Source organism: Agarivorans sp. QJM3NY_29, assembly GCF_050870835.2.
GTDB lineage: Bacteria > Pseudomonadota > Gammaproteobacteria > Enterobacterales > Celerinatantimonadaceae > Agarivorans.
Genome location: NZ_CP194036.2, coordinates 131,697 through 149,878 on the forward strand (window position 1 = coordinate 131,697; position 18,182 = coordinate 149,878).

The following is an 18,182-nucleotide window of genomic DNA, read 5'->3' on the forward strand; positions in this document are numbered from 1 at the left end:
TGCAAGGTTTTGCCATTGATTATGGCAGCCGCAACCGACTCTGTCTTGTTTTCCCCGGCTTGATGGAGTCGCGTTGGTCGCTGTTGATGGGAGCTTGGCTTGTAATTGAGCAGATTTTAGGCATAGTGAAAACTATTAAGTGAAGTAAGGAAGATAGTTACAGTATGAAAATTTGGGTTGATGCCGATGCCTGTCCGGTGGTGATTAAAGAGATTCTGTTTCGGGCTGCCGAACGTATGCAATTACCGTTGATTTTAGTGGCTAATCAATATATTAACACGCCGCCTTCGAAGCTGATTAGCAGTATTCAGGTTAGTGCAGGTTTTGATGTCGCGGATAATGAAATTGTGGCGCGGGTAGCACCGGGGGATTTGGTAATTACCGCTGATATTCCTTTAGCCGACGAGGTGATTAGTAAGCAAGCGCAAGCCCTGAGTCCACGGGGTGAACTGTATACGAAAAATAATATTAAAGGGCGGCTGAATATGCGGGACTTTATGGATACCTTGCGTTCCAGTGGGATGCATGCAGGAGGCCCTGCGGCGATGAATCAATCGGATCGAAAGGCTTTTGCCAGTCACCTTGATAGAATTTTGGCTCGTTACCTGCGCGAGTCGCCGACGAAGCCATCGTGAGTGTCAGTCGCGATATTATAGTTGACTCGTTTCAGCGTTGATTTTGATAGCAAATATGAAAAGGAGGAGCAAATGGGAAAGCAGTTTGTGTCGATGAGTCATCAGCATATTGAGTTTATTGAGCAACAACAGCTATTTTTTGTTGCCACGGCAGCCGCACAAGGCAAAGTGAATGTTTCACCCAAGGGAATGGATTCTTTTCGGGTACTCAATTCGCAACAAGTGCTTTGGCTTAACTTGACTGGTAGTGGTAACGAAACCGCAGCCCATGTGCAGCAGCTGCCTCGGATGACAGTGATGTTTTGCGCCTTTCAGGGGAAACCGTTGATCCTTCGTTTATATGGTCAGGCGACGGCTATTCACCGTGCTGATGAGGCTTGGCAAGACTATATCTCGATGTTTCCTGCACAAGCAGGCGCTCGCCAAATATTCTTGCTAGAGATAGAGATGGTGCAAGGTTCTTGTGGTCTATCAGTCCCATTTTTTGACTTTGTGGGACCGCGAGATGAGTTAAGTTCGTGGGCTGAAAAACAAGGCGAAAGAGGTATTGAACAGTATTGGGCTAAGAAAAATCAACGCAGTCTCGATGGCGTGGCTACCCATATTGTCAACTTATCTAAGCCAGCCACTTAAGCTCAAATTATCATTTGAGCTGTAAGTAATTTTTAACGTTGTAGTTCTTTATTTGGTGCTTCAATGTCTAATAATGGGGACGCATCAATTTCTTCGGCATTCATCATCGCTGCAACGTGTTGTAACGAGGATAAGATCTGAGTTTTTTCCCAGTCGTTCAAATTTTCAAAACGCTTAATAAATTGCTCGTGTAATAGCGGTGGAACCGTGGTTAATATGTCCATGCCTCGCTCGGTGAGCCGTGGGTTGACGATGCGTCGATCGGTCGCGCTACGAACGCGTTCAATAAGCAGCCGTTCTTCCAAGCGATTCAGGATGGTGGTAACCGTGGCCTGGCTTAACGAGACTTGGTCAGATAGCCGCTTTACCGTTACTGTGCCTAATTCTTCAATTGCCCTGAGGACCATCACTTGAGGAATTGTTAAGCCACAGGCTTTTACAATGCGTTTCGACTGTAAGTCAGTCGCGCGGATAATTTTTCGAAGCGAGATGAGAACATCTTGCCAGTACGCTGATTTTTCCATGGTCACCGAGCTTTTTGATTTTTGCCTAGTATATCCCATACTTAGCCTACAGGGTATGTTCAGCTATTCGTTTGAACTCTAATTATTAGAGATGTATTATTAGCGCCACTAACTGAGGCATCAAGGAAGGAAATAATCATGAAATTTAGATACGCAGCATTGCTGTTAGTCTGTGGTTTTGTTCAGGCAGAAGAGGATTGTGGCAGTGTAACCATTGCCGATATGAATTGGAGTTCTGCATCGCTGATCGCCAATGTAGACAAGTTTATCCTTGAGCAGGGGTATGGCTGTGAAGCGGAGCTAGTTCCTGGTGATACAATGCCAACCACAGTTTCGATGATTGAAAAAGGCGAACCTGATATTGCGCCAGAGTTGTGGACCAACTCGGCCAAGGATGCCTTGGAACGCGGGGTCGCCGAAAAACGCATTCGTTTTGCTGGACGTTCGCTCTCCGATGGCGGAGAAGAAGGTTTTTGGGTTCCACAATATATGGTTGACCAATACCCTGAACTGGCCACTATCGAAGGCATTAAGCAACATGCCGATTTATTCCCACATCCTGAAAGTAAAGAACTTGGGGGATTTTATGGATGTCCGGCGGGCTGGAATTGCCAAATTTCATCTGGGCATCTATTTACTGCTTTGGCGCTAGAAAAGTCGGGCTTTGAATTAATTGATCCTGGTTCGGGTGCTGGTTTATCTGGCTCTATCGCAAAAGCCTATGCACGCAAGCAGGGTTGGTTTGGTTATTATTGGGCACCTACGGCGGTATTGGGAAAGTACAAGATGGTCAAAGTTGACCTTGGTAGTGGTATCGATGAGCAAGAGTTTTTGAGCTGCACCACACAAGAAGACTGCGTTAATCCTAAAGTGACGATGTACCCACCTTCTGCGGTGTACTCGGTGACGACCGAAAGTTTTGCCAGCAAAGCACCACAAGCTTATGGATATATTACTAAGCGAGCGTTTAGTAATGCCCAAATGAATCAATTATTGTCATGGATGGAAGACAATCAAGCTGATGGTGATGCTGCTATGTATCATTTCTTAAGCGAATTTCCAGAGACTTGGAAAGCTTGGGTTTCACCCGAAGTGGCTGCAAAAGTTAGTCAAGCGCTAGCGAGTATGTAATTGATTGTTTTATAGGCCAGCCTCAGCTGGCCTTTTTCATTTATTAAGAGGTAGTTTTATGGCGGATTCGTCGTGGCTGGATAGCTTTCCACAAATGAGCCGAGCCGATCTTATTATGATACGCAAAGGCCTAGATGGGGCATATCGAAGTTTTTCCCGAGAGTATGGCGAGGCCATTGAGTCGTTTTTCGATCCCTTACTACAATTTTTAGTGTGGTTCGAAAAATTACTTATCAACACACCATGGTGGTTAGTTTTATTGGTTTGCGCGGTGTTAGTTTATCTGGCCAGCCGTTCTTGGAAACTGGTGATCGGCAGCGTGGTATCGCTATTGCTGGTGGGATATTTTGGTATGTGGGAAGACATGATGCGTACCATGAGTATTATTACCGTTTGCACCATGCTGGCGATTGCTTTAGGGATCCCCATTGGGATCGTAATGGCGCGCTCTAATCGTGCGCAAGCCATCATCACCCCAATGCTTGATGTGATGCAGACGCTACCAGCCTTTGTGTACTTGATTCCGGTGGTGATGTTGTTGGGTATTGGTAAGATTCCAGGTGTTATCGCCGTGGTTATTTATGGTATTCCTCCGGTCATTCGCCTCACTAATTTGGGGATCCGTTTAGTAGATAAAGAGGTTTTGGAAGCGGCCACGGCCTACGGCGCTAACGCTTGGCAGAGGTTATTTGGGGTGCAAATACCCTTGGCGATGCCAACGATTATGGCGGGTATAAACCAAACCATTATGATGGCTTTATCGATGGTGGTGATCGCTTCCATGATTGGGGTGAAGGGTTTAGGCCAACCCGTACTGAAGTCGATTACGAATCAGTATTTTACTCTAGGTCTACTCAATGGACTGGCAATTGTTGCGCTGGCAATTATTTTCGACCGGACCTCTCAGGCTTATGCCAAGCGTACTCAAGCGCATTTACAAGGACTCAAACATGACTAAGTCGCTAATTAAGGTTGAAGGCTTATATAAGTTGTTTGGGGAAAATGCGAAGCAAGTGATGTCGATGGTTGAGGCTGGCAAGTCTAAGGACGAAATCCTCGCTGAAACTGGCCATACTCTAGGTTTGAAGGATATTAATTTAGAGATCAAACAGGGTGAAATTTTCGTAATTATGGGGCTTTCTGGCTCCGGGAAGTCGACCTTAATTCGTCATTTTAATCGTCTGATAGACCCGACTAAAGGGGTGATTAGTATTGAAGGCACCGACGTGATGAAGTTAAGCCCTAAGCAGTTGCAGGACTTCCGTCGCCATAAAATGTCGATGGTTTTTCAACGTTTTGGTTTAATGCCTCATCGCAGTGTGATTGAAAATGTCGCCTATGGTTTAACGGTGCAGGGGCTTGCTAAAGAACAACGTTTGGCGAAGGCGCAGCAATGGCTAGATACCGTCGGTTTAAGTGGCTATGAGCAACAATATCCCTCACAGTTATCGGGAGGACAACAGCAGCGGGTTGGTTTGGCGCGGGCCTTGTGTACCGATGCTGAAATCTTGTTGATGGATGAAGCCTTTTCTGCCTTAGACCCTTTGATCCGTAGCGAGATGCAAGATCAGTTGATCGAGTTACAAGAAAGCCTGCATAAAACCATCATCTTTATTACTCATGACTTGGATGAGGCCTTGCGTCTGGGAGATCGGATCGCAATTTTAAAAGATGGAGAAGTGGTGCAGCAGGGCACGCCAGACGATATCTTATTGAATCCGGCCACCGATTATGTAGAAGCCTTCGTGAAAGATGTGAACCGTGCTCGAGCCTTAACAGTGGAGACGGTTATGCAGCCTCCCGCGCGTCGAATTACTGCCGATACCATTAGTGAAGCCTTGATGCAGATGAAAAAGATCAAAGGCGACTATGCCTATCACGTGACGGAGGAGGGTTATCAAGGAATCGTCACCCAAGACGCATTGGAGGCTGCCTCGAAAACCCATGGTGATGCCTGCTTTACGTCGAGTGAATGTGAATATCAAGATGTCCCGACAATTTCTCCGGATGCGGCGATTGAGAGTGTGCTCACCGATTCTTTAGAAACGAGTTATTCGCTGCCAGTGGTTGATGATGAAGGGAACTTAAAGGGCGAGCTTACCCGTCGCTCGGTGGCAGAGGTATTTGCCGACTCGGATTCTGAAGCGAGTTCGGTAAAATAAAGTCTTCTCGTTCAACTACAGGTACTGTTCTCCGAATATGGCTTCTGTTTTACTAGGGGCTGTTGAACTTGGGAATTTGTAGGTTCGAGATTACCGCTCACTATCCAAGATAATGCCCTAAGTTTGGTCATACTGAGTCTACGGGAGAATGTAGTCCAGAGTTTTAGTATTGTGCCAATCGCGGCAAATCATGATCTGGAAGTGAGCCAAATTATCGAGCATGCAGGCTTGGAGTTTGGCGCTGTGGGGGAGGGATTTGGTCCTTCCGACGCAGAAGTGAAGTTCATGAGCTAGCACTATCGTCAGCCAAAAGCAGGTTATTGGGTCGCTTTGGTCGATGGTCAGGTCGCTGGATGCGGTGGTATTGCTTGCTTGGATCCAGCGAATGGCAGCTGTGAACTACGCAAGCTATTTGTATCAGCGCACTATCGTGGCCGGGGGATTGGGAAGGCTTTAGCGCTGCATTGTCTTCAATTTGCGACGGAGCAAGCTTATCAACAGTGCTATTTAGGTACCTTGAGTAGCATGAAGTCGGCAATTCACTTATACACTTCTTTGGGATTTAAACGATTAGTGGAGCCCTTTTGCGGTAGCATTCATGATGGCTGTGATGTGTGGATGCTAAAGTCCCTAGCAATGAATGCAGATAAAAATTTTATATCCGCCTGAGTCGTGAGAAACACGCCAGTGATGAATCACCAGCGTGTTTGTTGTGGTGTTTAAGCTAGGGCCAGTACTTCATCTAAATTGATGATTTCTAATATGCCACTCCAGATTTCTCCTTCTTCACTGTTCATGTAGCAGAAGCCATTTAGCCAACCTGCTTTTTGTTAGTAAAGTCAGTGAATAGCGGCTTGGATTGCTCTGCGTTACCCTATTGAAGGTACTTTGCTTGTGATTGTGAGGTGCTTTGTTTAAATTGTGACTTTATTATCTGGCTTTTAAGTCTTTGGAGTCGTCATGATACGAAGCGTTGAACCGCAGGATTTGGCGCAAATGTGTGCCATTTATAACCATTATATACGTAATTCAGTTGCTACCTTTGAAGAACATGAAGTGAGTTTGGAGGATTTCAGTCAGCGCATCGAAAAAATTACCCAGCGTTTTATTTGTTTAGTTTATCAAGGGCAGGATAAGGTCTTGGCTTATGCCTACGTGAGTCCTTGGAAGGAGCGCAGTGCCTATCGTTTTTCAGTAGAAAGTTCGATCTATGTTGCCGCGGATGCTGCTGGTCAAGGTGTCGGTCGAGCACTTTATCAGCAACTCATTGAGACCCTGAAAGATTATCCTGTGGCTACTATTTTAGCTGGAATATCCTTGCCTAATCCTGCCAGCATTGGCTTGCACCAAGTTTTGGGTTTTAAAAATGTGGCTGAAATTGAACGGGTTGGACGCAAATTTGGGACTTGGATCAGCGTTGCTTACTGGCAGCGACATATTAAAACCGAGCAACAACTGCTGCAGCTAGAAGCAAGTACGGATCTGGAACCTTAACCATGTCTGAAATTAGTTTTTCTAAACAACACAAAGATATTTTTGTCGCTAAGGTCCAAGCATATTGTGAGCAACAGCTGAATCTCGAGATAGGCCAGTTTGATGCTGAGTTTTTGCTCGATTTTTTCTCCGAAGAGCTTGGCGCATTCTATTATAACCAAGGTTTGCAAGACGCCCAAACAGTGGTACAGAGTCGAGTTGATAGCATCAGCGATGCACTGTATGAAATTGAGAAACCCACTAAGTGGTAATGGATGAGGAGTGAAGCGTCATCATGAAAACAATTGGCATTTTAGGGGGAATGAGTTGGGAGTCTAGTTTGAGTTATTATCAGTTACTCAATCAAGGCATTAAACAGGCTATGGGCGGCTTACATTCGGCCAAAATTAATTTAGTCAGTGTCGATTTTGCTGAAATAGAAGTTTTGCAACATCGTGGTGATTGGGACGCTTTGGCCGATAAAATGGTCGCGGGGGCTTTGGCGGTGCAAGCGTCAGGTGCAGATTTTTTGCTGATTGCTACGAATACCATGCATAAGTTAGCGCCTCAGGTGGTGAATGCGCTCGATATTCCATTACTGCATATTGCCGATGCGACTGCCCAATGTTTGCGCAAAGACCAGATCCGTCGCGTAGGTTTATTAGGAACCCGCTTTACCATGGAGCAGGATTTTTATGCTGGTCGTCTGCGGGAGCATCAGCTTGAGGTATTGGTTCCCGATGAGCATGGCATGGCACTGGTTCACGATATCATTTATCAGGAATTATGTCAGGGCATGATTTCGGCAGCTTCTAGAGCGATTTATTTGCAGCAAATTGAAGCGCTGCATGCTCGAGGGGCCGAAGCGATTATCCTCGGTTGTACCGAGATTGGTTTGTTAGTGAAACAGCAAGACACTGCGATCAAACTATATGATACAACGGCTTTGCACGTTGCAGCTGCGGTAGAATTTGCCTTAGAAGAATAAAGGCAGAAAAACAAAAACGGCCCCAAAGGACCGTTTTATTAGCTTAAAGCTAGTGTCTAATTAATCGTAGACTAATTGGATACTAATGCCTTAAAAGCAGCTTAGGCAACAGTTACGTTTGCAGCTTGAGGACCTTTTGGACCTTCTTCAACTTCAAACTGAACTTCTTGACCTTCAGCTAAGGTTTTGTAACCGTCGCTTTTAATTGCACGGAAGTGAACGAATACGTCTTTTCCGTCTGGACGCTCAATGAAACCAAAACCTTTTTGCTCATCGAACCATTTTACGCGACCTGTAGCCATGAGTAATCTCCAAAATATAATAAATAAAATTTACGCCAAAAGCGGGCAAATTATAGGGTGCCGAAAGATGCAGAAATTACTGACGAACAAACAAGTAATGATCCGAAAATCATGCAATTGTATGGGGCATAAATATCCGCTGTAACCTTTACCAGCGAGCAGAAGTGTAACTTATATTGGGGCAATGTAAAGGTGAATGTGTGATCTTCTCGATCTGTTTCGAGTAGTTTATAAGCAATATTACTGGATTATCTCGCCTGGAACCGCGTACTGCTTGGCTGTAGCTCGCTTATTGTGCCAATCTTGTCATTAAAATTTCATTTATGGCACTGATTGTTTACAGTTTTAAGGTTTCATTCTCTGGTGACGTTGCTTGAGGGCGATCCGCCATGATTGATATGGATAGTGATCATTTACGGCTGGTGTTATTTGGATGTATTTTTTGTTCGAGCTAAGGCGCTTTAGTGAGCTTGTCTGATGATGACTTCTGAGATAGAACAGAGGTGAAGATTTATCCACGAGTCGAACTCCAGTATGCTGACTCATATCCCGTTTGATTGAGAGTATGCCTGTGTTTAAATGGTCCTCCCGTTGGCAAACTAGTGTGGCCACCATCATCGCTTTGATTGCTTTTGCGGGTAATTCAGTCTTATGCCGCTTGGCCTTAGCTGAACAGCAGATGAATGCTGCAGCCTTTACTAGTGTGCGCTTATTTGCTGGCGCATTGATGCTGAGTCTATTGCTGGGCATGCAGTCTAGAAAAAATACTGGGGGGGTGCGCGGAAGTTGGTACTCGGGTGGTTTGTTATTCATTTATGCGAGTTGTTTTTCTTTTGCTTATCTTTACCTCGATACAGGTATTGGTGCCTTAATCCTATTTGCTGCGGTGCAATTGAGCATGCTTGGGATGGCGGTACTCAAAGGTGCGCGTTTGCATTTGGCGGAGTTATTGGGAATTATTTTGGCCTTTAGTGGCTTGGTATGGTTATTGATCCCTTCCAATGAGCGTCTGCAGATTTCGCCATTAGGTTTTAGTTTAATGGCCGTCGCTGGGATTGCATGGGGTTTATATAGCCTTAAAGGCCGAGATTCTGTTCGTCCTCGAGTGGATACCACATTTAATTTTTTGCGTAGCCTGCCTTTTTTGTTACTGCTCATCCCTTACTTGAGCTCAATTAAAATCATCAGTAGCGAAGCGCTATTATTGGCCTTGTTATCCGGTGCGATTGCTTCTGGTTTAGGCTATTGGATTTGGTATATTGCCTTAGCGGGCTTATCGGCAAGCCAAGCCGCAGTCGTGCAGTTACTGGTCCCGATTATTGCCGCGGGTGGTGGTTGGGTATTTGCCAATGAGTCTTTGGATCCAAGCTTTGTACTATCGGCAAGTTTGGTGTTGGGTGGTATTTTACTGACTATTCTCGCGGGGCGGCAACGGTCTCTTTTAATAAGGAAATAAAATGACTCGTTCTCTAAATTTGGTGGTGGGACGTGGCTCGACTTGGTCTATTCGTGCTTATTTGTGTTTGCAACTGATTGAATTTGAGTTCGATCTAAAGGTAATCGCCTTGGGCGAAGTGGGTTACCGAGAGGTTTTGGCGAAGTATTCAGCGAACGGCTTGGTACCAGTGCTGCAATTATCCAATTTAGCTATTCATGATTCGCTGGCCATTGTCGAATACCTGAATGAATGTTCGGCTGGGAAGTTATTCCCAGTCGATCCGAGGCAACGCGCCTATTGTCGTAGCTTGTTAGCCGAGCTGCATTCGGGCTTTAGCCGGATCAGGACTCAGCTTCCCTTTGAGTTTGCTCCGCTGAGCACTCAACCCGATGGTAGTGGTTTGACTGAAGAATTGGCGCGCTTGCAAGCGATTTGGCAACAGTTTGGAGCCGCTTTTGCTTTTGGGGAGCCAGGGGCGGTGGATGCGTTTTATGCGGTTATGGCCCAGCGTTTACACCATTACGGGATTGATTTTGAGGGTGCTGCGGGTGCTTATCAACAGTACTTACTTGGGTGGCGGCTATTTAAGGATGCGCTGGCCGACGCTCAGCGTTGGTAACGGGCGCGGCGGCTTGAGATCTGGCTTAAAATGAGCCAGGTGTACTGTAGCGGTACACTTGGCTTCAGCAGCTTTTAGCAGGGTAAATGGCGAACCCGAAACGAGCGACCTTTCATTTTTCCGTGCTCTAACTTTTTGCGTGCGCGTTTTAAAACTTCCCGCTCTACAGCAACATAGGCGCGGTTATCGAATAGGTTTATTTTGCCCACTTGCGCTCCTGCGATACCATCTTCTCCGGTGAGAGCGCCTAGGATATCCCCTGCTCTAACCTTTTGTTTCTTGCCGCCATCAATTTGTAGGGTGGCCATGGTTGGTGGGGGGGGCGTCTTATTCAACAAAGTCATTGGCGGTAAATCTTCATCGACGATTGGGCGTGCTAAATAGTCTTCTAATAAGGCAACTTTGTAATGCTCATTATCGCTATAAAATGAACAGGCAATCCCTTTACTACCTGCTCGGCCAGTACGGCCTATGCGATGCACATGGATTTCTACGTCACGGGCAATCTGGTAGTTAATTACGGCATCTAAGGCGTCAATATCTAAACCACGGGCCGCGACGTCGGTGGCGACCAAGATGGAAGCACTATGATTGGAAAATTGCACCAGTGTTTGGTCACGATCGCGTTGTTCTAAATCGCCATGTAATGCTAAGGCATTAAAGCCTAACTGTCGTAATTCGTCGGCGACTTCCTGAGTTTCCCGTTTGGTATTACAGAATACTACACTTGATTTAGGGCGATGTTGTAACAACAGTAAACGCAGGGCAAGCATTCTTTGTTGGTTGTCATCGACCTTGAAAAAATGTTGAGATATTGAGCTGTCATCGTGGGTACTGGCGACTTCAATGCGAACCGGCTCACGCATAATGTGTTTCGAAATACTCTCGATTTGTTCTGGAAATGTAGCACTAAATAATAGTGTTTGACGTTCACTAGGTGCCAAATCAATGATCGCGTCGATCGCGGATTGGAAGCCCATTTCTAACATTCGATCGGCTTCATCTAAGATCAAATTTTTGACGTGGTCTAAGCGTAAAGTGCCTTTGCTGAGATGTTCTTCAATACGACCGGGGGTGCCAACGACAATATGTGCCCCATGTTCTAAGGAGCCAATTTGTGGGCCAAAGGGCATGCCTCCACACAGCGTGAGTACCTTAATGTTATGGATACTGCGAGCTAATTTACGAATTTCTTTGGCAACTTGGTCGGCTAACTCTCGAGTTGGACATAGCACCAGCGTTTGAATTCGAAAACGTTTCACTTCCAACGCATTGAGCAAGCCTAAACCAAAGGCAGCAGTTTTTCCCGAGCCAGTTTTCCCTTGAGCAATCACATCTTTGCCGGCCAAGATTGGGGGGAGACTTTGCGCCTGAATTGGCGTCATCGAGCAATAACCCAGGGTTTCCAGATTTGTTAATAAATCGGGGTGCAGGGCAAGGGTAGAAAAATCAGTTTGGCTCACAATGGCGTCCTCTTCGAGGGTGAAAATAAAGTGTCGACCGCAGCAGCAATTGCATCGGGGGCGCGATGATAGCTGAAAACCGCGCACAATTGGGTAAAAAATAGCAATTTTTTGCCCGCTAGTGAGAACCGTTATTGCCAATAATCTTAGTAATCAAGTATATAAGCGAGCAGCAAAGATGCCGACTATTGCTTATTATGCTCAGATTATTGCCGATACAAAGCAAACTTTGCTTAGCCAAGCGGCATTTGTGTTTTTGCCGCTGGGTTTGCTTGACGTGTTAGATCAACAGATCTTGATCGATGGCTTGATAAGCGCTGGCCGAGTTGATTAACGCGTGTGCGGTAAGGCTGGGAACCCCATATACCAGGGTTTCAACGGCATAATCATCCGAGAGCTTATCTAGTAAAATCGCAAAATCGCCGTCTCCAGACAACAGCACCACCATATCTACATGGCGTGCGGCTTCGAGCACATCGATGGTAATACCCACATCCCAATCGCCTTTGGCACTGCCATCGCGGCGCTGAATAAATGGTTTGAGTTTGACCTCAAAACCGATGTGTTTTAGCGCTTCTTGAAACTTTTGTTGTTGGTTATCTCCGCGATCGATGGCATAGGCATAGGCGTTGACGATATCCCCTTGATGTTGCAGTTGTTGCCAAAGCCGACGATAGTTAAATTGCCGACTATAAGCCTCGCGACAAGTGTAATAGATGTTCTGTACATCGGCGAACAGGGCGATTTTTTTCACAAATAATCCAATCAAATAGCAAGCACTCTAGACTAGCGGCTGGTTGAGTCGGATGCAATCGAAAGCCTACTGGCGAGATTGGCATTGAGATCGAGCAGTCGTTTTGTGGGTTGTTCGGTAAGACTTGAATATTAAAGTATTTAGATTGACAAATAGTTTGATTATCAAATATTATTCATTTCAAATAATTTGGAGTTGAAACAAAATGTTGCATCAGTCTGATCCTGCTACTCAACGTCGTTGTCGGGCCTTTGTTAGTCATAGTCCTCAAGGTGAGAGTCGGACGCGTTATGTGTTAGCTCTCACCGTGGTGACCATGTTGTTAGAAATTACCGCTGGAAGCCTATTTGGCTCGATGGCCTTGTTGGCTGATGGTTGGCATATGGGTACCCACGCAGCCGCCTTTATGATTACGCTGTTTGCTTACCGTTATGCGCGTACTCATGCGAATAATCCGGATTTTTCCTTTGGGACCGGTAAGGTGAGTGTATTAGGCGGTTATAGTAGCGCTATCGCCTTAGGGATGGTGGCGTTGTTAATGGCAGTAGAATCGATAGAACGCTTGTTTAACCCGCTTTCGATTCAGTTTAACGAAGCTATTGGTGTGGCACTGCTTGGCTTGTTGGTTAATCTTGCAAGTATGTTGTTATTACAAGAAGGGCATCATCATGGTCACGACCACGACCACGACCACGACCACGACCACGACCACGACCACGACCACGACCACGACCACGACCGTCAAGGTTCTCATCCGCAGGACCACAATTTAAAAGCCGCTTATATGCACGTTCTGGCGGATGCCCTTACTTCGGTGTTGGCTATTGCTGCGTTATTTATTGGTAAATATCTTGGCTGGACTTGGCTCGATCCGGTGATTGGTGTGGTGGGCGCTTTGGTGATCAGTAAATGGTCTTGGGGTTTGATTAAGCAAACCAGTCCAATTTTACTGGATGCGAATATTGCACAAGTCTATCAGCAAAAAGTTCTTGCTTGTTTGGAGCTAGGAGGGGACAAGGTCAGCGATATTCATATTTGGCGAGTGAGTGCCGATCATTATTGTGCAGCGATTTCAATTATTAGCCCATCGCCACGGCCTTTAAGTGAATACAAGCAGCGCTTAGCCCAATTTGATAAGATCCATCATCTAACTATTGAAGTGAGCCATGGAGCGTGACATGCAATCCCTAACCACCCTTAATCATTTATTGACCGAGTTTTACGACAAGTTTTCTTCTTGGGAATTGTCGGTGGTTAAAGAGAGTGCTTACTCCTTGGCTCAGGTGCATACTATCGAGGTGCTGGGTAATCATGGGGCCATGCGGATGAAAGAATTGGCTGAGAAATTGGCCATTACCACGGGGACGCTGACGGTGCAGGTAGATAAATTAGTAACCGCTGGTTTAATCGAGCGACGCGCACAACAAGATGACCGGCGGGCTATTGTGGTGGCTTTATCCGAACAGGGTTTGCAGGTCCATCAGTATCATAACCAACGCCATCTTGAATTAGTCACGGATTTAACTCGTCATATCGACGCGCCACAGCTAGAAGTCTTAATCGATAGCATGCAAAAAATGAATCGTGAATTTTAAGTCTGGTGAGTGGTTTTGTTTCAATTGAGCGCTTCACCGCTTCACTAAAATCAGGTCGAAATAACAAGGCTCTCTCATATTTGCAAGCCGTTTGTGATGAGTTGAGAGCTAGTTTGCGTATTCATGAACTTTCGCTTGCACTTGCCTTGTCAATCCCCTTAGAGTGCAATTCTTATCTTTCATTATTATTTTCCTATATAAATATCAATAAGGTAGTCGTTGTTGTAACTGCCTTCTTTATGGCTATAAAACTGACTATTTGGAATTTGAGATTATACTTAGTTCTATAACTAAATCGGTTTGTGCTGCGCTAGGCTTGCTTGACATGAAGTTCTGGCGTTTTACTGAGTTATGGCAAAGGCATTCAATGCTGCGCTGGCTTGAAGATATCTAAAATTATTCAGCAGCCTCTCGCGAGGTAAGTTAATGGAGTTACTATGTTGAAAACGTTTTCATTTAAAGGGAAGTTGATTGCTTTGTTTGTTGCGATTATAGCGGTGACTTTGCTTACTTCTTATGTCAGCGTGAATCACTACATCAGCCAATATATTTATCGCTCAGATAGCACTAACATTCGGGTTCATCTTCGCTTAGTACAAGACAAGATAGCTTCAGATATTAACGCCAAGATCCTGCTGGCTAAAAATATTGATGTTGGCCTGGTGAATGTTAAACAAATTCATGAGCAAAGCGGCTTTTATCGGATTGTGAAGCTAATTTCGGAAGACATGGGGGTGTCTAACGAAGAGATGTTGGAAGAAGATGAACAACTGCGCCCGTATGTGGACCAATGGCAAGCGGCCAAAGGGCAAGATATTGCAATCAAGGTGATATTTGAAGAACAGCGTCCTTTGTTGGAAATTATTAGCCCTAAGGATGGTGAGTTTTTCTATCTGGATTTAAGTTATCTGGTAGCCCTGTTGCAGGACTCTTCCATCGACGGTAGCTATATGGAACTGGTTGATGACAATGGCGAGCAATTATACAGCGATAAACCGCAACAACAGAATGCCGATTTAGAAGCCATCCCGATGCCCATCAGCGTGAATGGTAAGCAGTGGCAGTTAACGGGTTTTATTGACCCGGCGTTTATTCAAGCCAATACCAACCGGTTGAACAATGCGATTACCTTGAGTTTGCTATTTGCTTCGTTATTTATTGTGGCCCTGAGTATTTTTGCCTTACGACTAGCTTTTAAACCGATTAATTCCTTACGTCAATTGGTACACGACTTGGCCCAAGGTGATGGCGATTTATCACGGCGTTTACAGGTGGAAAGCCACGATGAATTGGGTCAAATAGCAGAAGACATCAATCATTTCATCATGAAGTTGCAAGCGATGATGTTGGAAGTTGCGGGAGCGGGGCAAAAAATAGCGGGAGAAGTGAGCAAGCTCTCGGAGCGGGTTAACGCGAACCAAGAGTTGTTAAATCAACATACCCAAGAGACGGAACAGGTGGTGACAGCAGTCACTGAAATGAGTTCGACCTCGGAATCGGTGGCGCAAAGTGCTGCAGATACGGCTTCGCTGACTCAGCAAGCGAGTGAAGAGGCACAACGCTCTCGAGAGGTGGTTCAGTTAGCCGTTGAAAGTGTGAATCAATTGGTGACGGAAGTTGATGGGATGTCGGAGTCGGTACAAAAGACCACCGAAGATACTCAAATGATTGGCGAAGTGCTGAAGGTGATAGGAGATATTGCAGCACAAACTAACTTATTAGCATTAAACGCGGCGATAGAAGCAGCCCGAGCAGGAGAGCAAGGACGTGGTTTTGCGGTGGTAGCTGATGAAGTGAGAGCATTGGCGGGTCGAACTCGCGACAGTACCGAACAAATTGATGCGATGTTAGCGACCTTGCGTAGTGGAAATCAAAATATCGTGCATAGCATGGAAGCGACAAAACGCAGTTGTCAAAGTAGTGCCGAGAATACTTCACAGGTGATGGGCTCATTGGATGTGATGGCAAATGCGGTGTTAGAGATTAATGATTTGGCGACTCAAATCGCGACGTCGGTGGAAGAACAAAGCTTGGTGGCAGAGGAGATTAATCGTAATATGATTGCCATTGGTGACGTGGTGCATGTGCTCCGAGAGCGTGGCGACGAAAGCCTCGCAAATACCAATAGCTTATCTGATTTTAACCACTCTTTAGAGGAACAGGTGGGCCAATTTAAGCTCAGTTAATTCTGCGTTTAAGAACGTTTATTTCGCTACATTCGTCGAAAATAGCCTATGACTGGTTCTATTTTCGACGAACTTCCCCTTAGCTATGTTATCTCTTTTCAGAGCATGTCGTTGGTGTCGATTGATTGGCGTGTGCCTGTTTATCAGCCGTTAAATGTCTACCAGCAGCGCGGATGTATGGCATGGGCATCGGCCAAATTTCTCATTTTTGTATATCCCCCCCCATTGACTTACCCATAACGTTTGCCAAATAGTCTCGGAAAGGTCAAGGGTGTTGCACACTGGTATGACCATTAACTATCTGTATTTTATCGTAAAAATTGTAAATCTGCCGATCGACTCAAAGAAATAGATTTTTTTGATATATAGACTAGCAGTTTGCCCTTAAACGCAGGGCCCTTGTATTTATGGAGTAAAAGCTTTGAAAGGTTTTTCATTTAAGGGCAAATTGATAGCATTATTTGTTGCGATTATAGCGGTGACTTTGCTTACCTCTTATGTCAGCGTGAATCACTACATCAGCCAATATATTTATCGCTCAGATAGCACTAACATTCGGGTTCATCTTCGCTTAGTACAAGACAAGATAGCTTCAGATATTAACGCCAAGATCCTGCTGGCTAAAAATATTGATGTTGGCTTGTTGAGTGTAAAAACAGCACCTGAACAAAGCGGTTTTTATCGAGTGCTGAAAATGGTCTCATCACAAATTGGTGCGACTAACGAAGAGATGCTAGAGGGGGATGCACTCAAACAGTATTTCGATAAATGGCAAGCGGCCAAAGGGCAAGATATTGCAATCAAGGTGATATTTGAAGAACAGCGTCCTTTGTTGGAAATTATTAGCCCTAAGGATGGTGAGTTTTTCTATCTGGATTTAAGTTATCTGGTAGCCCTGTTGCAGGACTCTTCCATCGACGGTAGCTATATGGAACTGGTTGATGACAATGGCGAGCAATTATACAGCGATAAACCGCAACAACAGAATGCCGATTTAGAAGCCATCCCGATGCCCATCAGCGTGAATGGTAAGCAGTGGCAGTTAACGGGTTTTATTGACCCGGCGTTTATTCAAGCCAATACCAACCGGTTGAACAATGCGATTACCTTGAGTTTGCTATTTGCTTCGTTATTTATTGTGGCCCTGAGTATTTTTGCCTTACGACTAGCTTTTAAACCGATTAATTCCTTACGTCAATTGGTACACGACTTGGCCCAAGGTGATGGCGATTTATCACGGCGTTTACAGGTGGAAAGCCACGATGAATTGGGTCAAATAGCAGAAGACATCAATCATTTCATCATGAAGTTGCAAGCGATGATGTTGGAAGTTGCGGGAGCGGGGCAAAAAATAGCGGGAGAAGTGAGCAAGCTCTCGGAGCGGGTTAACGCGAACCAAGAGTTGTTAAATCAACATACCCAAGAGACGGAACAGGTGGTGACAGCAGTCACTGAAATGAGTTCGACCTCGGAATCGGTGGCGCAAAGTGCTGCAGATACGGCTTCGCTGACTCAGCAAGCGAGTGAAGAGGCACAACGCTCTCGAGAGGTGGTTCAGTTAGCCGTTGAAAGTGTGAATCAATTGGTGACGGAAGTTGATGGGATGTCGGAGTCGGTACAAAAGACCACCGAAGATACTCAAATGATTGGCGAAGTGCTGAAGGTGATAGGAGATATTGCAGCACAAACTAACTTATTAGCATTAAACGCGGCGATAGAAGCAGCCCGAGCAGGAGAGCAAGGACGTGGTTTTGCGGTGGTAGCTGATGAAGTGAGAGCATTGGCGGGTCGAACTCGCGACAGTACCGAACAAATTGATGCGATGTTAGCGACCTTGCGTAGTGGAAATCAAAATATCGTGCATAGCATGGAAGCGACAAAACGCAGTTGTCAAAGTAGTGCCGAGAATACTTCACAGGTGATGGGCTCATTGGATGTGATGGCAAATGCGGTGTTAGAGATTAATGATTTGGCGACTCAAATCGCGACGTCGGTGGAAGAACAAAGCTTGGTGGCAGAGGAGATTAATCGCAATATGATTGCCATTGGCGACGTGGTGCATTCGCTGCGGGAACGAGGAGAGGAGAGCCTTATCAGTACCAATGGCTTATCGGATTACAACCATGCCTTAGAAGCACAGGTGGGCCAATTTAAGCTCAGTTAAGGTTACATACTAGGAGCGGTGTGCTTTCGCGAAGCATCCTGACGTAGTGGCGTCGAAGTTCAGTGTATCGGTTCGTTATACTGTTTAGGTCGCGCCATTACTACCTCGCGTTTAA

At 45.5% G+C, this 18,182-nt stretch carries 20 protein-coding genes; 16 read left to right on the forward strand and 4 right to left on the reverse strand.

The features are described from left to right. Nucleotides 1–164: 164 nt before the first annotated feature. Both ACRRS0_RS00620 and ACRRS0_RS00625 read left to right on the forward strand, forming a co-directional pair. A complete protein-coding gene (locus tag ACRRS0_RS00620) occupies nt 165–635 on the forward strand; it encodes a YaiI/YqxD family protein (RefSeq protein ID WP_432455138.1) in 471 nt (156 codons plus the stop codon). A 72-nt stretch (nt 636–707) separates the two neighbouring features. Further along, a complete protein-coding gene (locus ACRRS0_RS00625) occupies nt 708–1,268 on the forward strand; it encodes a pyridoxamine 5'-phosphate oxidase family protein (RefSeq protein WP_432455137.1) in 561 nt (186 codons plus the stop codon). Between the two features lie 32 nt (nt 1,269–1,300). Here the strand turns inward: ACRRS0_RS00625 and ACRRS0_RS00630 are convergent, their stop codons facing one another. After that, entirely contained in the window at nt 1,301–1,792 is a 492-nt protein-coding gene (locus ACRRS0_RS00630) for a MarR family winged helix-turn-helix transcriptional regulator (protein WP_432455136.1), read from the reverse strand. A 138-nt stretch (nt 1,793–1,930) separates the two neighbouring features. Between ACRRS0_RS00630 and ACRRS0_RS00635 the strand changes: the two genes are divergently transcribed. The 8 genes from ACRRS0_RS00635 (at nt 1,931) to ACRRS0_RS00670 (ending at nt 7,546) form a co-directional block, all read left to right on the forward strand. Next, on the forward strand, nt 1,931–2,923 hold the full coding sequence (locus ACRRS0_RS00635; protein ID WP_432455135.1) for an ABC transporter substrate-binding protein: 993 nt from the start codon (nt 1,931–1,933) through the stop codon (nt 2,921–2,923). Nucleotides 2,924–2,981: 58 nt separating this feature from the next. Beyond that, nucleotides 2,982–3,881 (forward strand): ABC transporter permease, encoded by a 900-nt coding sequence (locus tag ACRRS0_RS00640; RefSeq protein WP_432455134.1) that lies wholly within the window; start codon nt 2,982–2,984, stop codon nt 3,879–3,881. Then, nucleotides 3,874–5,085 (forward strand): quaternary amine ABC transporter ATP-binding protein, encoded by a 1,212-nt coding sequence (locus tag ACRRS0_RS00645; RefSeq protein WP_432455133.1) that lies wholly within the window; start codon nt 3,874–3,876, stop codon nt 5,083–5,085. Before ACRRS0_RS00640 ends, ACRRS0_RS00645 begins: the two co-directional genes overlap by 8 nt. Nucleotides 5,086–5,256: 171 nt before the next feature. Next, nucleotides 5,257–5,379, forward strand: coding sequence for a hypothetical protein (locus tag ACRRS0_RS00650; RefSeq protein WP_432455132.1), 123 nt, complete (start codon nt 5,257–5,259; stop codon nt 5,377–5,379). A gap of 36 nt (nt 5,380–5,415) precedes the next feature. Then, on the forward strand, nt 5,416–5,754 hold the full coding sequence (locus tag ACRRS0_RS00655; protein ID WP_432455131.1) for a GNAT family N-acetyltransferase: 339 nt from the start codon (nt 5,416–5,418) through the stop codon (nt 5,752–5,754). A 291-nt stretch (nt 5,755–6,045) separates the two neighbouring features. Continuing rightward, entirely contained in the window at nt 6,046–6,579 is a 534-nt protein-coding gene (locus tag ACRRS0_RS00660; protein ID WP_432455130.1) for a GNAT family N-acetyltransferase, read from the forward strand. 2 nt (nt 6,580–6,581) lie between these two features. Continuing rightward, entirely contained in the window at nt 6,582–6,830 is a 249-nt protein-coding gene (locus ACRRS0_RS00665; RefSeq protein WP_432455129.1) for a DUF2164 domain-containing protein, read from the forward strand. A gap of 23 nt (nt 6,831–6,853) precedes the next feature. Next, nucleotides 6,854–7,546 (forward strand): aspartate/glutamate racemase family protein, encoded by a 693-nt coding sequence (locus ACRRS0_RS00670; RefSeq protein WP_432455128.1) that lies wholly within the window; start codon nt 6,854–6,856, stop codon nt 7,544–7,546. Between the two features lie 101 nt (nt 7,547–7,647). Here ACRRS0_RS00670 and ACRRS0_RS00675 read toward each other — a convergent pair whose 3' ends face one another. Then, nucleotides 7,648–7,848, reverse strand: coding sequence for a cold-shock protein (locus tag ACRRS0_RS00675; protein ID WP_137672498.1), 201 nt, complete (start codon nt 7,846–7,848; stop codon nt 7,648–7,650). 565 nt (nt 7,849–8,413) lie between these two features. Here ACRRS0_RS00675 and ACRRS0_RS00680 point away from each other — a divergent pair. Both ACRRS0_RS00680 and ACRRS0_RS00685 read left to right on the forward strand, forming a co-directional pair. After that, nucleotides 8,414–9,304: a DMT family transporter gene (locus tag ACRRS0_RS00680; RefSeq protein ID WP_432455127.1), complete on the forward strand. Its 891-nt coding sequence runs from the start codon at nt 8,414–8,416 to the stop codon at nt 9,302–9,304. Nucleotide 9,305: 1 nt separating this feature from the next. Further along, nucleotides 9,306–9,905: a glutathione S-transferase N-terminal domain-containing protein gene (locus ACRRS0_RS00685; RefSeq protein WP_432455126.1), complete on the forward strand. Its 600-nt coding sequence runs from the start codon at nt 9,306–9,308 to the stop codon at nt 9,903–9,905. 74 nt (nt 9,906–9,979) lie between these two features. Here ACRRS0_RS00685 and dbpA read toward each other — a convergent pair whose 3' ends face one another. Further along, nucleotides 9,980–11,368: an ATP-dependent RNA helicase DbpA gene (gene dbpA / locus ACRRS0_RS00690; protein ID WP_432455125.1), complete on the reverse strand. Its 1,389-nt coding sequence runs from the start codon at nt 11,366–11,368 to the stop codon at nt 9,980–9,982. Between the two features lie 280 nt (nt 11,369–11,648). Then, on the reverse strand, nt 11,649–12,122 hold the full coding sequence (locus ACRRS0_RS00695; protein WP_432455124.1) for an NYN domain-containing protein: 474 nt from the start codon (nt 12,120–12,122) through the stop codon (nt 11,649–11,651). 205 nt (nt 12,123–12,327) lie between these two features. Here ACRRS0_RS00695 and dmeF point away from each other — a divergent pair, with 205 nt between their 5' ends. The 4 genes from dmeF (at nt 12,328) to ACRRS0_RS00715 (ending at nt 18,067) form a co-directional block, all read left to right on the forward strand. Then, on the forward strand, nt 12,328–13,299 hold the full coding sequence (gene dmeF / locus ACRRS0_RS00700; RefSeq protein WP_432455123.1) for a CDF family Co(II)/Ni(II) efflux transporter DmeF: 972 nt from the start codon (nt 12,328–12,330) through the stop codon (nt 13,297–13,299). Between the two features lies 1 nt (nt 13,300). Then, nucleotides 13,301–13,717: a MarR family winged helix-turn-helix transcriptional regulator gene (locus ACRRS0_RS00705; protein ID WP_432455122.1), complete on the forward strand. Its 417-nt coding sequence runs from the start codon at nt 13,301–13,303 to the stop codon at nt 13,715–13,717. Between the two features lie 437 nt (nt 13,718–14,154). Next, entirely contained in the window at nt 14,155–15,903 is a 1,749-nt protein-coding gene (locus tag ACRRS0_RS00710; RefSeq protein WP_432455121.1) for a methyl-accepting chemotaxis protein, read from the forward strand. A gap of 421 nt (nt 15,904–16,324) precedes the next feature. Beyond that, complete coding sequence (locus ACRRS0_RS00715) at nt 16,325–18,067, forward strand: methyl-accepting chemotaxis protein (protein WP_432455120.1); 1,743 nt, start codon at nt 16,325–16,327, stop codon at nt 18,065–18,067. The last annotated feature ends 115 nt before the right edge of the window (nt 18,068–18,182 follow it).

Excerpts from the sequence above, each read along its gene's own strand:
- ACRRS0_RS00665 (WP_432455129.1), top strand. The coding sequence starts at position 6,582 with ATGTCTGAAATTAGTTTTTCTAAACAACACAAAGATATTTTTGTCGCT.
- ACRRS0_RS00640 (WP_432455134.1), top strand. The coding sequence starts at position 2,982 with ATGGCGGATTCGTCGTGGCTGGATAGCTTTCCACAAATGAGCCGAGCC.
- ACRRS0_RS00620 (WP_432455138.1), top strand. The coding sequence starts at position 165 with ATGAAAATTTGGGTTGATGCCGATGCCTGTCCGGTGGTGATTAAAGAG.
- ACRRS0_RS00680 (WP_432455127.1), top strand. The coding sequence starts at position 8,414 with ATGCCTGTGTTTAAATGGTCCTCCCGTTGGCAAACTAGTGTGGCCACC.
- dmeF (WP_432455123.1), top strand. The coding sequence starts at position 12,328 with ATGTTGCATCAGTCTGATCCTGCTACTCAACGTCGTTGTCGGGCCTTT.
- ACRRS0_RS00705 (WP_432455122.1), top strand. The coding sequence starts at position 13,301 with ATGCAATCCCTAACCACCCTTAATCATTTATTGACCGAGTTTTACGAC.
- ACRRS0_RS00710 (WP_432455121.1), top strand. The coding sequence starts at position 14,155 with ATGTTGAAAACGTTTTCATTTAAAGGGAAGTTGATTGCTTTGTTTGTT.
- ACRRS0_RS00660 (WP_432455130.1), top strand. The coding sequence starts at position 6,046 with ATGATACGAAGCGTTGAACCGCAGGATTTGGCGCAAATGTGTGCCATT.
- ACRRS0_RS00670 (WP_432455128.1), top strand. The coding sequence starts at position 6,854 with ATGAAAACAATTGGCATTTTAGGGGGAATGAGTTGGGAGTCTAGTTTG.
- ACRRS0_RS00630 (WP_432455136.1), bottom strand. The coding sequence starts at position 1,792 with ATGGAAAAATCAGCGTACTGGCAAGATGTTCTCATCTCGCTTCGAAAA.
- ACRRS0_RS00645 (WP_432455133.1), top strand. The coding sequence starts at position 3,874 with ATGACTAAGTCGCTAATTAAGGTTGAAGGCTTATATAAGTTGTTTGGG.
- ACRRS0_RS00625 (WP_432455137.1), top strand. The coding sequence starts at position 708 with ATGGGAAAGCAGTTTGTGTCGATGAGTCATCAGCATATTGAGTTTATT.
- ACRRS0_RS00635 (WP_432455135.1), top strand. The coding sequence starts at position 1,931 with ATGAAATTTAGATACGCAGCATTGCTGTTAGTCTGTGGTTTTGTTCAG.
- ACRRS0_RS00675 (WP_137672498.1), bottom strand. The coding sequence starts at position 7,848 with ATGGCTACAGGTCGCGTAAAATGGTTCGATGAGCAAAAAGGTTTTGGT.
- ACRRS0_RS00685 (WP_432455126.1), top strand. The coding sequence starts at position 9,306 with ATGACTCGTTCTCTAAATTTGGTGGTGGGACGTGGCTCGACTTGGTCT.